Genomic DNA, 15,444 nt, shown 5'->3' with positions numbered 1-15,444 from the left:
TAGGTCTAAGAGACCTAGTCTTTTTAAGGAAGTAATGGAAAACAGGTATTGTTTAGAGTATTATGGAAATACTAAGGTCTGAAAATAATATAGTTTATAGATGTCTATAATTGTATTTTTTTATTGACAGACTATTTAATTTATGATAGTTTATATAAAGTAATGTAGCTATTATTGGGTTGCTATGTCTGAATATAATATCAATATTGATATAGACCTAAATGAGCCAAAGCTTAGGAGGTGTGTTTGATGAGAGTTAAAGTTGTTATGGCGTGTACAGAATGTAAACAAAGAAATTATAATACTATGAAAAATAAAAAGAATAATACTGAAAGAATTGAATTAAAAAAATATTGTAAATTCTGTCATACTCATACAGTTCATAAGGAAACTAAGTAGTTTTCCAAAAACTTTTTAATAAGGATGTGAAGTGAATGGCGGCTCAAACGGGTGCTGAGAAGGGAACAAAAAAATTAGGCAACTACTTCAAGGGAGTAAGAGCTGAATTAAAAAAAGTTAGTTGGCCCAGTAGAAAAGAGCTAATTAACTATACTATAGTAGTGTTAGTTATATGTACAATTATTTCTTTAGCAGTATGGCTAATTGACTCAGGCTTACATCAAATATTAAAACTAATAATTGGATAAAATATGAAGGAGGGAAGGACCTAACATTAAGGTCCCCGTAAGCGATGACAGATAAGTCGGATAAAGGAAAATGGTACGTAGCCCATACCTATTCGGGTCACGAAAACAAAGTTAAGGCCAATATTGAAAAGCTAGTGGAAAATAGAGGAATGCAGGATGTAATTTTTGAAGTAAGAGTTCCAGTTGAAGAATACATTGAGACTAAAAATGGCAAGAAAAAAGTTAAAGAGAGAAAAATGTTTCCAGGATATGTAATGGTTAAGATGATAATGACTGATGAATCTTGGTATTTAGTGAGAAATACAAGGGGAGTTACTGGCTTTGTTGGACCTGGCTCTAAGCCCGTACCACTTACTAATGAAGAAATAAAACTATTAGGTGTACAAGAACCATTACCTGAAATTGATGTTAAAGTTGGAGATGTTATAAAGATAACATCAGGTTACTTTGAGAACTTTATTGGAACAGTTGAAAGTATAAATATGGAAAAGAGAAAACTCAAAGTATTCGTATCTATGTTTGGAAGAGAAACACTTGTAGAACTGGACTTTGAACAAATTGAAAGGCTGTAGTATTGGTAACAAAGCATATGCTTTATTATTATATATAGATATTTGACATGAATGGATTAGCTTTTAGCTTTTCCTATATAGTAAGGAGGTGTAAAAAATGGCAAAAAAGGTTATAGCTATGGTTAAATTACAAATTCCAGCTGGTAAAGCAACTCCAGCGCCACCAGTAGGTACAGCTTTAGGACCTCATGGGGTAAATATCATGCAGTTTACAAAGGAATTCAATGCAAAAACTGCTGATCAAGCTGGTATGATAATTCCAGTTGTTTTAACAGTTTACCAAGATAGATCTTTCTCATTCATAACTAAAACTCCTCCGGTAGCAGTATTACTGAAAAAAGCAGTAGGTATAGAATCAGGCTCCGGAGCACCAAACAAAACAAAAGTTGCAAAAATTTCAAAAGATAAAGTTAGAGAGATTGCAGAGCTTAAAATGCCAGACTTAAATGCAGGTAGTATCGAAGCTGCTATGAGCATGGTAGCAGGAACTGCAAGAAGTATGGGAATTGTTGTTGAAGAATAATTAATAAGTGGGAGGATAACAACCGCTATTACCACAAGGAGGAATAAAAATGGCAAAGAAGGGTAAGAATTACCAAGAAAGCGCAAAGCTTATAGATAGAGAAACTCTTTATGATATAGACGAAGCTATTGAGCTTGTACAAAAAACAGCTAAGGCTAAATTTGACGAAACAGTAGAATTGCATATAAAACTTGGGGTAGACTCAAGACATGCAGATCAACAAGTTAGAGGTGCCGTAGTGTTACCACATGGTACTGGTAAAACAAGAAAAGTTTTGGTATTTGCTAAAGGCGATAAAGCCAAAGAAGCAGAAAATGCAGGTGCTGACTTTGTAGGTGCTGAAGAACTTGTAACAAAGATTCAATCAGAAAACTGGTTTGACTATGATGTAGTTGTTGCTACACCAGATATGATGGGTGTAGTAGGAAGATTAGGTAGGGTATTAGGACCAAAAGGTTTAATGCCAAATCCAAAATCAGGAACAGTTACTTTTGATGTTGAAAAAGCAGTTAAAGATATTAAAGCTGGTAAGGTTGAATATAGAGTTGACAAAACTAATATCGTTCACGTTCCAATAGGAAAAGTATCATTTGGAACAGAAAAACTAAGAGATAACTTCACTACTTTAATGGATGCGGTAATTAAAGCTAAACCAGCAGCAGCAAAAGGAAGATATTTAAGAAGCGTAACTATTTCTAGTACAATGGGTCCTGGAATTAAAATAAATTCATCAAAAATAATGGACTAAAACTATTGACATTATTTTGATATACTGATAATATACTAATGTTATAATTTTAAATGTTCCGTAGACAGTAGGTACCTAATGGTTTAAAATTCACCTACCGAGGATAGACTTGAATGACTACTTATGAAATCAAAGGTCTCTCTATGTCTACGGAGGGACCTTAATTATATTTAAATTGATAAGTGCATAAGGAGGTGGCCTAGAATGAGCTCTGTATTAGATCAAAAGAAGCAAATCGTAGAAGAAATCAAAGCTAAGATTAGAGATGCAAAATCAATCGTACTTGTAGACTATAGAGGTCTTACAGTTGAAGAAGTTACTGAACTAAGAAGAAAGTGTACTCAAGAAGGAGTAGACTATAAAGTATATAAAAACACAATGATGAGATTTGCATTTCAAGAAGAAGGTCTTGAAGCATTTAACGAATTCCTAACAGGACCAAGTGCCATAGCTATTTCAAAGGATGACGTTGTGGCGCCTGCTAGAATTACAAGTGATTTTGCAAAGGAGCATAAAAACTTAGAATTTAAAGCAGGTATTATTGAGGGTGAAATAGTAGGAGTAGATAAGATTAAGGCTATAGGTGAATTACCATCTAAAGAAGTTCTACTTACTCAATTAGTTATTGCATTAAATTCACCTATTTCTAAGTTCGCTAGAACATTACAAGCTATAGTTGATAAAGAACCACAAGAAGCTTAATAAAAAATGAAAATTGGAGGTATAATATAATGAGTGAAAAAATCACAAAATTAATAGAAGATGTAAAAGCATTATCAGTTTTAGAATTATCAGAATTAGTTAAAGCTTTAGAAGAAGAATTTGGTGTAAGTGCAGCAGCTCCTGTAATGGTAGCAGGCGGAGCAGCTCCAGCAGCAGGTGGAGGGGCAGCAGAAGAAAAAACTGAATTTGATGTAGTACTAGCAAGCGCTGGTGCAGAAAAAATCAAAGTTATCAAAGTTGTTAGAGAATTAACTGGCTTAGGATTAAAAGAAGCTAAAGAAGTAGTAGATAACGCTCCTAAGACATTAAAAGAAGGAGCTTCAAAAGAAGAAGCTGAGGAAATCAAAGCTAAACTTGCAGAAGTTGGCGCAACTGTAGAAATTAAATAATTATTTATGATTAAGATAAGAAAGGTTTCATTAATACAATGAAGCCTTTTTTTATGACCTAACCCAATTTTTCGAATGCTTTTATCGAAAAATTGGGTTAGGTCAAACGCAACGAGCACCAAATTTATGCGAGCGATAGCGAGTAATAAATTTGTGTAGCGAGACTGAGGGAAATGACCTAACCCAATTTTTCGAATGCTTTTATCGAAAAATTGTTGGTAGGTCAAACGCAATGAGAACCAAATTTGCACGACCGTAGGGAGTGAACAAATTTGTGTTTCGAAACTGCGGAGAATGACCTAACCCGATTCTTCGTAATTATTATTAGAGAATTTTCGTGAAAAAGATATAATAAAATTAGTAAGTTTCTATACTTGACAACTTTATTTTTGTGTGATAGTATTATAAAATGCATAATAGGCGAATTTTGGCATAAACTTTGAATATTTGATTAAGTTTGTGGCAATATTATAATAGATGTATTTAGATTCTAAAAATTACCAAAGAAATAGTACCCAATGAATCTAAGTGTGCGAAGATGAATTGTAGGTACTATCATTGTCAGAGTTGGCGAGACTCATAACGACGGAAAGTGGTTAGAGCTCCAACTTACTGCTTCACATCTCGGTAATTTATCATTAACTACTTAAGTTTTATTAAGGGGTGGTAATTATGGTGCATCCTGTTTCGTATGGAAAACGGGTTCGTATGAGCTATTCTAGGATTGATGAAGTTTTAGAATTACCAGATTTAATTGAAGTACAGAAGAAGTCCTATGACTGGTTTCTCAGTGAAGGACTGAAAGAAGTATTTGAAGATATTTCTCCAATCCAAGATTACACAGGAAATTTAATTTTAGAGTTTGTTGATTACAGCATTGGTGACGAAGCAAAGTATGAGGAAGAAGAGTCAAAGGAAAGAGATGTCAACTTTGCAGCGCCGCTAAAGGTTAAGGTTAGACTAATAAATAAAGAAACAGGAGAAGTAAAGGAACAAGAGGTATTTATGGGAGATTTCCCTTTAATGACTGAGAAGGGAACTTTCATAATAAATGGTGCAGAAAGAGTAATAGTAAGTCAGTTAGTTAGATCACCAGGAGTTTATTTTGCTGAAGACATAGATAAGACAGGAAAAAGATTGTATTCTTCCACTGTAATACCAAATAGAGGTGCTTGGCTAGAATATGAAAGTGATTCGAATGATATAGTATATGTTAGAGTGGATAGAACTAGAAAACTTCCCCTTACGGTTTTACTTAGAGCATTGGGATATGGCTCTAACACTGAGATTTTAGAACTTTTAGGTGAGACTGAACAGATTTTAAAAACTCTTGAAAAAGACAGTACAAAAAATCAGGAGGAAGGTCTGCTTGAAATATATAAAAGGCTAAGACCAGGCGAACCTCCTACAGTTGATAGTGCCAAATCGCTTATCAACACATTGTTTTTTGATCCCAAAAGATATGACTTAGCCAAAGTTGGTAGATACAAGTTTAATAAAAAGCTGTCTCTTTATAATAGAATTACAAATAGAAGAGCTGCTGATACTATAATTAATGAAGAAACAGGCGAGATATTAGTAGAAAAGAATGAAAAGATTTCTAGAAAAAAAGCTATAGAAATAGAGAATGCAGGTATAAATGCTGTAGATATACTAACAGATGATAATAAAACTGTAAGAGTTATAGGCAATCATTTTGTAGATATTAAAGCATTTGAGCTGCCTTTTTCTGTTGAGGATCTTGGTCTAAAGGAAAAAGTATATTATCCTGTAATGAAAGAATTGATAGACAAGTTTGGGAAAACTGATGAATTAAAAGAAGCTATTAAAGAAAGAATTAGAGAGATTTCTCCAAAACATATAATAAATGCAGACATTATAGCATCAATTAATTACGAGTTCAACTTATTTTATGGAATTGGAAATACTGATGATATAGACCATCTTGGAAATAGAAGACTACGTTCTGTAGGGGAACTTTTGCAAAATCAATTTAGAATAGGATTGTCAAGAATGGAAAGAGTAGTCAGAGAAAGAATGACTATTCAAGATATAGATGTAGTTACACCACAAGCTTTAATAAACATCAGACCAGTAGCCGCAGCTATTAAAGAGTTCTTCGGTAGCAGCCAGTTATCACAATTCATGGATCAAACAAATCCATTAGCGGAGCTTACACATAAACGTAGAATGTCAGCCCTAGGACCAGGAGGACTTAGTAGAGATAGAGCTGGCTTCGAAGTAAGAGACGTTCATCACTCACATTATGGAAGAATGTGTCCAATAGAAACACCAGAAGGGCCAAACATCGGACTTATCACGTCGCTTACTACCTATGCTAGAATTAATGATTATGGTTTTATAGAAGCGCCATATAGAAAAGTTGATAAAGAAGCTCGAGTAGTTACAAGTGAAATTGAATACTTAACAGCTGATGTAGAAGACGAATTCATTATAGCTCAGTCAAATGAACCATTAGATGCGGAAGGTAGATTTGTAAATAAAAGAGCGTTAGCTAGAGCTAGATATGGAAGTATTGAAGTTGTGCCAGTAGAAGAAGTAGACTATATGGACGTATCTCCTAAACAAATAGTTGCTGTAGCTACTGCTATGATACCATTTTTGGAAAATGACGATGCCAATAGAGCTCTGATGGGAGCAAACATGCAGCGTCAGGCTGTTCCTCTATTAAAGACGGAGGCTCCAATTATAGGTACAGGAATGGAGTATAGGGCGGCAAAGGACTCGGGAGTAGTTATAGTTGCCAAAAATTCAGGAGTTGTTATAAGAGTAACTGCTGATGAAATATTGATTAAAAGAGATGAAGATGGACAAATAGATAAATATAGATTACTTAAATTTAAGCGTTCTAACCAAGGAACATGTATAAATCAAAGACCTATTGTTAGAAAGCATGAAAAAGTTGAAAAGGGTCAAGTTATAGCGGATGGACCTTCAACAGATCAGGGTGAAATAGCACTAGGTAAAAACCTACTAATTGGATTTATGACTTGGGAAGGCTATAATTATGAGGACGCTATTCTTTTAAATGAAAAAGTAGTTAGAGAAGATATATTGACCTCAGTTCATATAGAAGAATATGAATCAGAAGCTAGAGATACTAAACTTGGACCAGAAGAAATTACAAGAGATATACCGAACGTAGGAGAGGACTCATTAAAAGACTTAGATGAGAGAGGTATTATTAGAATAGGAGCAGAGGTTGAAGCAAACGACATACTAGTAGGAAAAGTTACTCCTAAAGGTGAGACAGAACTTACTGCTGAAGAAAGACTATTAAGGGCAATATTTGGCGAAAAAGCTAGAGAAGTTAGAGATACTTCACTTAGAGTTCCACATGGAGAAACAGGAATAATCGTAGATGTAAAAGTATTCACTAGAGAAAATGGAGATGAACTGCCACCAGGAGTAAATCAGCTTGTTAGAGTATATATAGCTACAAAGCGTAAAATCAATGTTGGAGATAAAATGTGTGGTAGACATGGGAACAAGGGTGTTGTCTCTAGAATTCTTCCTGAAGAAGATATGCCTTTCTTACCTGATGGGACACCACTAGAAGTGGTACTTAATCCACTAGGAGTTCCATCACGTATGAACATAGGTCAGGTATTAGAGGTACACTTGGGGCTTGCTGCAAAAAAAGCAGGTTGGCATGTTGCAACTCCAGTATTCGATGGTGCCAACGAAAATGATATATGGGAAGCATTAAGAAATGTAGGGTATCCAGAGAGTGGTAAAATAAGACTAAGAGATGGTAGAACAGGAATGCCTTTTGATAATCCTGTTACTGTTGGATATATGTATATGCTTAAACTTCACCATTTAGTTGATGATAAAATTCACGCTAGATCTACAGGACCTTATTCCCTAGTAACACAGCAACCACTAGGAGGTAAAGCTCAATTTGGTGGTCAGAGGTTTGGAGAGATGGAGGTATGGGCACTAGAAGCTTATGGTGCATCTCATACACTTCAGGAAATACTAACAGTAAAATCAGACGATGTAGTGGGACGTGTAAAGACATATGAAGCAATAGTAAAAGGCGAGAACATTCCAGAACCAGGTATACCAGAATCATTTAAAGTTCTTATTAAAGAGCTTCAGAGCTTAGCTTTAGATGTTAAGGTATTGACTGATGATACAGAAATAGAGATAAAGGAATCAGTAGACGATGAAATAGGAGAACTTAATATTGGATTTGAAGTAGAAGATAAAGATAGTGAATTTGAAAGTGAATACTATAGTGATTATGATGAGACTAATACAGATAACATTGAAGAAGATTTTATCAAAGAAGAACCTGATGATGACAAATTCATCTTTGACGATGAAGACTTGTTTGATGAGGACTTCGATGACTAGTTATTAGACTTAAACTAATTTATGAAGGGAGAGAAAGCCCCTTGTTCGAGCTTGATAATTTTGATTCAATCAGGATTGGGTTAGCATCACCTGAAAAGATAAGACAGTGGTCAAAAGGAGAAGTAAAGAAGCCTGAAACTATAAATTACAGAACCTTAAAGCCTGAAAAAGAAGGTCTATTTTGTGAGAAAATATTTGGACCTACAAAAGACTGGGAATGTCACTGTGGTAAATATAAAAGAGTAAGATACAAAGGAGTAGTTTGTGACAGATGTGGAGTTGAAGTCACAAAGGCTAAAGTAAGAAGAGAAAGAATGGGGCACATAGAGCTTGCTGCTCCTGTTTCTCATATTTGGTATTTTAAAGGTATCCCAAGTAGAATGGGACTTATATTGGATATGTCTCCAAGAGCTCTAGAAAAGATTCTTTACTTTGCATCCTATGTGGTGACAGATGCTGGAGACACTTCTCTTACTGAAAAGCAACTGTTAAGTGAGAAAGAATACAGAGATGCAATAGACAAATATGGTAGAAGGTTTAAAGCTTCTATGGGAGCAGAGGCTATAAAAGAGCTTCTTCAAAAAATAGACTTAGAGGCAGAAGTTAAAGATTTAAGAGCGCAACTAAAAGAAAGTTCAGGTCAGAAGAAAATTAGAATTATTAGAAGATTAGAAGTTGTAGAGGCATTTAGACAATCAGGTAATAAACCTGAATGGATGATATTAGACGTAATACCTGTGATTCCACCAGATTTAAGACCTATGGTACAACTTGATGGTGGTAGGTTTGCAACATCTGACTTAAATGATTTATATAGAAGAGTTATAAATAGAAATAACAGACTGAAAAGACTTCTTGATCTTGGAGCTCCAGATATAATAGTGAGAAACGAAAAGAGAATGCTTCAAGAAGCTGTAGACGCATTGATAGATAATGGAAGAAGGGGAAGACCTGTAACAGGACCTGGAAATAGACCATTAAAATCATTATCTGATATGCTAAAAGGTAAACAAGGGAGATTTAGACAAAACCTTCTTGGTAAGAGGGTTGACTACTCAGGACGTTCAGTTATAGTTGTTGGACCAGAGCTTAAGTTCTATCAATGTGGACTGCCTAAAAAGATGGCTCTAGAGCTATTTAAGCCATTTGTGATGAAGAGATTAGTCAATGAAGGTCACGCACATAACATTAAGAGTGCAAAGAGAATGGTAGAGAAGGTAAAACCAGTAGTATGGGATGTATTAGATTCAGTAATCAAAGAACATCCAGTACTACTAAATCGTGCTCCTACTCTACACCGACTTGGAATTCAAGCATTTGAACCAATTCTTGTAGAAGGAAAGGCTATTAAGCTTCATCCTCTTGTATGTACAGCTTATAACGCAGACTTTGACGGTGACCAAATGGCTGTTCACGTGCCCCTATCAATGGAAGCACAAGCAGAAGCAAGATTCTTAATGTTATCAGTGAATAACATTCTTGCGCCTAAAGACGGAAAACCAATAACAACACCAACTCAGGATATGGTCTTAGGAAGCTACTACTTAACTGTAGAAAAAGATGGCGAAAAAGGCGAAGGAATGGTGTTTAAAGATTTTGATGAAATGCTTCTTGCATATTATGACGGAGAAGTTACTCTACACTCTAAAGTAAAAGTCAGAGTTAAGCTTGATGAAAAGGACAGAGGTAAATTAGTAGAGAGCACTGTAGGTAGGTTTATATTCAATCAGAATATACCACAGGATTTAGGTTTTGTAGATAGAGAAAAGGATAAGTATTCTTTGGAAATAGATAGTGTTGTAGATAAGAAGAAGCTTGGAAAGATTATTGAAAAATGCTTTAGAAAGCATGGAAATACAGTAACAGCTATAGTCCTTGATAACATCAAAGAAACAGGATTCCATTATTCTACAATTGGTGCTATTACAGTAAGTATTGATGACATAGTAGTTCCTGAAGAAAAAGAAGTACTAATATCAGAAGCAGAAGAAAAAGTAGATAAGTATGAAAAGTCCTATAGAAGAGGTCTTATATCAGATGAAGAAAGATATGAAAGAGTTATTGAAGTTTGGAACAGAACTACAGAACAAGTTACTGAAGCTCTTATGAACAACCTAGACCCTCTTAACAACATATTCATCATGGCTCAGTCAGGAGCTAGAGGTAGTAAAAACCAAATTAGACAGCTTGCAGGTATGAGGGGACTTATGGCCAATGCTTCAGGTAAAACTGTTGAACAGCCTATTAGGGCAAACTTTAGAGAAGGGCTTACAGTACTTGAGTTCTTTACTTCAACACACGGCTCTAGAAAGGGACTTGCAGATACAGCATTAAGAACTGCCGACTCAGGATATCTAACAAGAAGGTTAGTTGATGTTAGCCAGGATGTAATAGTAAGAGAAGAAGATTGTGGAACAGATCAATATATAGCAATTAGGGCATTCAAAGATGGAAGAGAAGTTATTGAAGACTTATGGGACAGAATTGAAGGTAGGTATGCTTACGAAGATATAGCTGATCCAAATACAGGCGAAATAATCGTAAGAGCAGGAGAACTTATAGACGAAAAAGCTGCAGATAAAATAGTAGATGCAGGAATTGAAGAAGTCAAGGCGAGATCTGTATTAGGATGTAGAACAAGGCATGGCGTTTGTTCAAAATGTTATGGTCGAAATCTTGCAACAGGCCATATAGTTAATACTGGAGAAGCGGTAGGTATTATAGCAGCCCAATCAATTGGAGAGCCTGGTACACAGCTTACAATGCGTACCTTCCATACAGGTGGAGTTGCAGGTGCAGATATTACTCAAGGTCTTCCAAGGGTTGAAGAGCTTTTCGAAGCTAGAAAGCCAAAAGGACTTGCTATTATTACAGAAATATCTGGTACTGTTTCACTAAATGAATCGAAAAGAAAGAGAGAAGCAATAGTTACAGCAGATGATGGAGAATCAAGAACCTACACTATACCTTATGGTTCCAGACTTAAAGTTAAGCCTGGTGACTTTATAGAGGCTGGAGATGAAATAACTGAAGGTTCAGTTAATCCACATGATATATTGAAGATAAAAGGAATTTTAGGAGTTCAATCTTATCTAGTAAAAGAAGTACAAAGAGTTTACAGAATGCAAGGCGTTGATATAAACGATAAGCATATAGAAGTTATAGTCAGACAGATGCTAAACAAGGTTAAGATTGAAGATTCTGGTGATACAGATTTTCTTCCAGGTGGATTAGTTAACATATTTGACTTTGAAGAAATTAACAGAAAAATTGAGGAGCAAGGTGGAAAACCTGCAGTGGGAAGAAGAGTATTATTAGGAATTACAAAAGCATCTTTAGCTACTGAATCCTTCTTGTCAGCTGCTTCATTCCAAGAAACTACAAGAGTACTAACAGAAGCTGCAATAAAAGGAAAAGAAGATGGGCTAATAGGGCTAAAGGAAAATGTGCTTATAGGTAAACTTATACCTGCAGGTACTGGCATGAGAAAATATAAGGAAATTGCCTTGAAGCATCCAGATGAAGAAATAGTTGAAGAAATAGATGAAGAAATTAATATTGAATAATATAAATGTTGACACTGCTTATAACAGATGTTAAAATATATAAGTGTGTAAAATTGCAGGTTGACTCTTTTGAATCAAAGAAGATTATGTAGCTAAAGCTGCATAATCTTCTAGATGTTAAGTGAAGGAGGAAACTAAAATGCTGACTAATCTTAAAGATACAAAAAAGGTTGTTGGTATTAAGCAGGCCAGAAGGGCAATAAATAATGATGAAGTTCTAACAATATATGTTGCAGAAGATGCAGATACTAAAGTAGTACAGGATATTATCAATTTATGCAATGAAAAGTCTATTGAAATAATATACGCTCCAAGTATGAAGGAGTTAGGTAAGGCCTGTGGTATTGATGTAAGTGCGGCAGTTGCTGCCATTTTAAAGTAGTCAAATTTGGAAGGAGGTGCTTTGATGCCAACAATTAGCCAATTAATTAAAAAAGGTAGAGAAGAAGTTGTTTACAAATCAAAATCAGCTCACTTAGGAGTAGGTTTAAACTCTCTTAAGAAAAGAACAACTAAAGTAAACTCTCCTCAAAAAAGAGGTGTATGTGTATCTGTTAGAACTGTAACACCTAAGAAACCTAACTCAGCTTTAAGAAAAATTGCCAGAGTTAGACTTACTAATGGTTTAGAGGTTAACGCATATATCCCAGGTATAGGTCACAACTTACAAGAGCACAGCGTTGTTCTTATAAGAGGTGGAAGGGTTAAAGACTTACCAGGGGTTAGATACCATATCGTAAGAGGAACATTAGATGCAGCTGGTGTAGACAAGAGAATGCAATCTAGATCAAAATATGGTGCAAAGAAACCTAAGAAAAAATAATGATATCAGGTACGGAAATGCGGGGTTTTAGCGTCATGAGCTAAAGGCTGTTTATATATATGCATTTTAGTGCGCTGACGACAAGCTTCTAATGTCGAGTACCTATGAATTAATCTAAATGTTTAAGGAGGGAAGAATAGTGCCAAGAAAAGGACATATTCCAAAAAGACAAGTTAGTCCAGATCCAATATATAAAGATAAAGTAGTTACTAAATTAATTAACCAAATAATGCTTGATGGTAAAAAAGGAGTAGCACAAAGAATAGTGTACGATGCCTTTGACTATATAAGAGAAAAAACAGGTGAAGATCCATTAGAAGTTTTCTATAAAGGATTTAACAATATAATGCCTGTACTTGAAGTTAAAGCAAGACGTGTAGGTGGAGCAACTTATCAAGTGCCAGTTGAAGTTAGACCAGAAAGAAGGCAAACTCTAGGATTAAGATGGCTAGCAGAGTACTCTAGAAAAAGAGGAGAAAAAACTATGAGTGAAAAACTAGCTAAAGAAATCATGGATGCTGCTAACAACACTGGTGCAAGTGTTAAAAAGAGAGAAGACACTCATAAAATGGCTGAGGCTAATAAGGCTTTTGCACATTACAGATGGTAATAAATTTAGTCAATTATGGTTACAATCAAAGTTGGATAGAAATAAAAAATTTGAAATAAGTAGCAGAAAGGAGGATTACTGTGCCTAGAGAATTTTCTTTAGAAAAAACTCGAAATATTGGTATTATGGCTCACATAGATGCAGGAAAAACAACTACTACTGAAAGAATCCTATTCTATACAGGTAGAACACATAAAATAGGCGAAACCCACGAAGGTTCCGCTACGATGGATTGGATGGAGCAAGAACAGGAAAGAGGAATCACAATAACTTCTGCAGCAACTACGGCTCAATGGAATGGTCATAGGATAAATATAATAGATACACCAGGACACGTTGATTTTACCGTTGAGGTAGAAAGATCTCTTCGTGTTCTCGATGGCGCAGTAGCAGTTTTTTGTGCAAAAGGCGGTGTGGAGCCACAATCAGAAACAGTATGGCGTCAAGCTGACAAGTACCATGTTCCACGTATGGCTTTTGTAAACAAAATGGACACTACAGGTGCAGATTTCTTTAGAGCAGTTGAAATGATGAAGGAAAGATTAAAAGCTAATGCTGTTCCTATACAAATACCAATAGGTTCAGAAAGTGACTTCAAGGGTATCATTGACATAATCAATATGCAAGCAAGAATATACAAGGATGAGCTTGGAAAAGAGTATGAAATAATAGATGTTCCAGCGGATATGTTAGATACAGTAAAAGAATATAGAGAGGCTTTAGTAGAAGCTGTAGCAGAAGAAGATGAAGAGCTAATGATGAAATACCTAGAAGGTGAAGAGGTAAGTGTTGAAGAAATAAAGAAAGCCTTAAGAAGTGCTACAATTGCTTGTAAAGTAACTCCAGTTTTATGTGGTTCAGCATATAGAAATAGAGGTATTCAACCACTTCTAGATGCAGTAGTTGATTACATGCCAGCTCCTATTGATGTACCACACATAACAGGAGTTAAACCAGGTTCAGAAGATGTTGAAGAAAGAATTTCATCAGATGATGAGCCTTTTGCAGCTCTAGCATTTAAAATAATGGCAGACCCTTATGTAGGTAAACTTGCTTTTTTTAGAGTTTACTCTGGGATATTGGAATCAGGATCATATGTATTAAACTCAACAAAAAACAAAAAAGAAAGAATAGGCCGTATACTACAAATGCATGCCAATAAGAGAGAAGAATTGGATAGGGTTTATGCAGGAGATATTGCTGCGGCAGTAGGGCTTAAAGATACTGCAACTGGAGATACCCTCTGTGCAGAAAGTCATCCTATTATACTTGAATCCATGGAATTCCCAGAGCCAGTTATTAGAGTTGCTATAGAGCCTAAATCTAAAGCCAGCCAAGACAAGATGGGAGTAGCTTTAGCTAAATTAGCAGAGGAAGATCCAACATTTAAAGCTTATACTGACCAAGAAACTGGTCAAACAATAATAGCAGGAATGGGTGAGTTGCACTTAGAAATTATTGTTGACAGACTTCTTAGAGAATTTAAAGTAGAAGCTAATGTAGGTAGCCCACAGGTTGCATATAAAGAGACTATAACTAAAGAGGTTGAAGTAGAAGCTAAATATGCAAGACAATCTGGTGGACGTGGACAATATGGACACGTAAAAATTAAGATGGAACCAAGACAACCAGGAGAAGGCTATGAGTTTGTCAATAAAATTGTTGGGGGAGCTATTCCAAAAGAGTATATACCAGCTGTAGACAATGGTATTCAAGAAGCTATGCAAAACGGTGTGCTTGCTGGATATGAGGTTCTTGACTTTAGAGTAACTCTATATGATGGATCATACCATGAGGTTGACTCATCAGAAATGGCATTTAAGATTGCAGGTTCGATGGCATTTAAAGATGGTATGAAAAAAGCAAATCCTGTAATACTTGAACCATATATGAAGGTTGAAGTTGTAATGCCAGAAGAGTATATGGGAGACGTAATTGGTGACCTTAACTCAAGAAGAGGTAGAATCGAAGGTATGGAATCAAGAAATGGTCTACAAGTTGTAAGAGGATTTGTGCCCCTAGCAGAAATGTTTGGATACGCAACTGATCTTCGTTCAAAAACTCAAGGTCGTGGAACATATACAATGCAGTTTGACCATTATGAAGCAGTTCCAAATAATTTAGCTGAGAAAATTATAAATAAATAATGTTTTGTATTTTATAACTATAGCATAAGCAAATTGTCGAAATCTTTGATTTCGTGCAAGCTGCTTATGTCTAAAATATAATCTTGTTTAGTAGGGAGGAATAAAGAAAATGGCAAAAGCAAAATTTGAAAGAAATAAGCCACACGTAAATATTGGAACAATAGGACACGTTGACCACGGTAAAACAACATTAACAGCTGCAATAACAGCAGTACTAAGCAAAAGATACGGCACAGGTGAATTCATTGACTATGCAAATATAGACAAAGCACCAGAAGAAAGAGAAAGAGGAATTACAATATCAACATCACAT

At 35.4% G+C, this 15,444-nt stretch carries 14 protein-coding genes and 1 other annotated feature; all 14 genes read left to right on the top strand.

The window, feature by feature from the left end; translation table 11 throughout:
• The first annotated feature begins 249 nt into the window (after positions 1-249).
• Entirely contained in the window at positions 250-399 is a 150-nt protein-coding gene (gene rpmG / locus DW1_RS12685) for a 50S ribosomal protein L33 (RefSeq protein WP_074351023.1), read from the top strand.
• A gap of 35 nt (positions 400-434) precedes the next feature.
• Positions 435-647 carry a preprotein translocase subunit SecE gene (gene secE, locus DW1_RS12680; RefSeq protein WP_074351020.1) on the top strand — a complete coding sequence of 71 codons (213 nt, stop codon included), beginning with the start codon at positions 435-437 and terminating at the stop codon, positions 645-647.
• A gap of 44 nt (positions 648-691) precedes the next feature.
• The gene (gene nusG / locus DW1_RS12675) at positions 692-1,219 is read left to right on the top strand and encodes a transcription termination/antitermination protein NusG (RefSeq protein ID WP_074351018.1); all 528 of its coding nucleotides are present in this window, start codon (positions 692-694) and stop codon (positions 1,217-1,219) included.
• Positions 1,220-1,316: 97 nt separating this feature from the next.
• Positions 1,317-1,742 (top strand): 50S ribosomal protein L11, encoded by a 426-nt coding sequence (gene rplK, locus DW1_RS12670; RefSeq protein ID WP_074351016.1) that lies wholly within the window; start codon positions 1,317-1,319, stop codon positions 1,740-1,742.
• Between the two features lie 49 nt (positions 1,743-1,791).
• Positions 1,792-2,490 (top strand): 50S ribosomal protein L1, encoded by a 699-nt coding sequence (rplA, locus tag DW1_RS12665; protein WP_074351014.1) that lies wholly within the window; start codon positions 1,792-1,794, stop codon positions 2,488-2,490.
• Positions 2,491-2,530: 40 nt separating this feature from the next.
• Positions 2,531-2,665: a sequence feature (ribosomal protein L10 leader region), on the top strand.
• Positions 2,666-2,694: 29 nt separating this feature from the next.
• A complete protein-coding gene (rplJ, locus tag DW1_RS12660; RefSeq protein ID WP_074351012.1) occupies positions 2,695-3,192 on the top strand; it encodes a 50S ribosomal protein L10 in 498 nt (165 codons plus the stop codon).
• 29 nt (positions 3,193-3,221) lie between these two features.
• Entirely contained in the window at positions 3,222-3,602 is a 381-nt protein-coding gene (gene rplL / locus DW1_RS12655) for a 50S ribosomal protein L7/L12 (RefSeq protein ID WP_074351010.1), read from the top strand.
• Positions 3,603-4,274: 672 nt separating this feature from the next.
• On the top strand, positions 4,275-7,985 hold the full coding sequence (locus DW1_RS12650) for a DNA-directed RNA polymerase subunit beta (RefSeq protein WP_074351008.1): 3,711 nt from the start codon (positions 4,275-4,277) through the stop codon (positions 7,983-7,985).
• Positions 7,986-8,026: 41 nt separating this feature from the next.
• Positions 8,027-11,551: a DNA-directed RNA polymerase subunit beta' gene (rpoC, locus tag DW1_RS12645; RefSeq protein WP_074351006.1), complete on the top strand. Its 3,525-nt coding sequence runs from the start codon at positions 8,027-8,029 to the stop codon at positions 11,549-11,551.
• 139 nt (positions 11,552-11,690) lie between these two features.
• Complete coding sequence (locus DW1_RS12640) at positions 11,691-11,933, top strand: ribosomal L7Ae/L30e/S12e/Gadd45 family protein (RefSeq protein ID WP_074351004.1); 243 nt, start codon at positions 11,691-11,693, stop codon at positions 11,931-11,933.
• A 24-nt stretch (positions 11,934-11,957) separates the two neighbouring features.
• A complete protein-coding gene (rpsL, locus tag DW1_RS12635) occupies positions 11,958-12,374 on the top strand; it encodes a 30S ribosomal protein S12 (RefSeq protein WP_074351003.1) in 417 nt (138 codons plus the stop codon).
• A 139-nt stretch (positions 12,375-12,513) separates the two neighbouring features.
• The gene (gene rpsG / locus DW1_RS12630) at positions 12,514-12,984 is read left to right on the top strand and encodes a 30S ribosomal protein S7 (RefSeq protein ID WP_074351001.1); all 471 of its coding nucleotides are present in this window, start codon (positions 12,514-12,516) and stop codon (positions 12,982-12,984) included.
• 80 nt (positions 12,985-13,064) lie between these two features.
• Positions 13,065-15,131 (top strand): elongation factor G, encoded by a 2,067-nt coding sequence (gene fusA, locus DW1_RS12625; protein ID WP_074350999.1) that lies wholly within the window; start codon positions 13,065-13,067, stop codon positions 15,129-15,131.
• Between the two features lie 109 nt (positions 15,132-15,240).
• Positions 15,241-15,444, top strand: a 204-nt coding sequence (locus DW1_RS12620; RefSeq protein ID WP_242942501.1) for a GTP-binding protein, incomplete at its 3' end; no start/stop codon positions are given.

This window comes from Proteiniborus sp. DW1 (assembly GCF_900095305.1).
Classification (GTDB): domain Bacteria; phylum Bacillota; class Clostridia; order Tissierellales; family Proteiniboraceae; genus Proteiniborus.
This window is presented reverse-complemented; position numbering and strand designations above follow the sequence as displayed.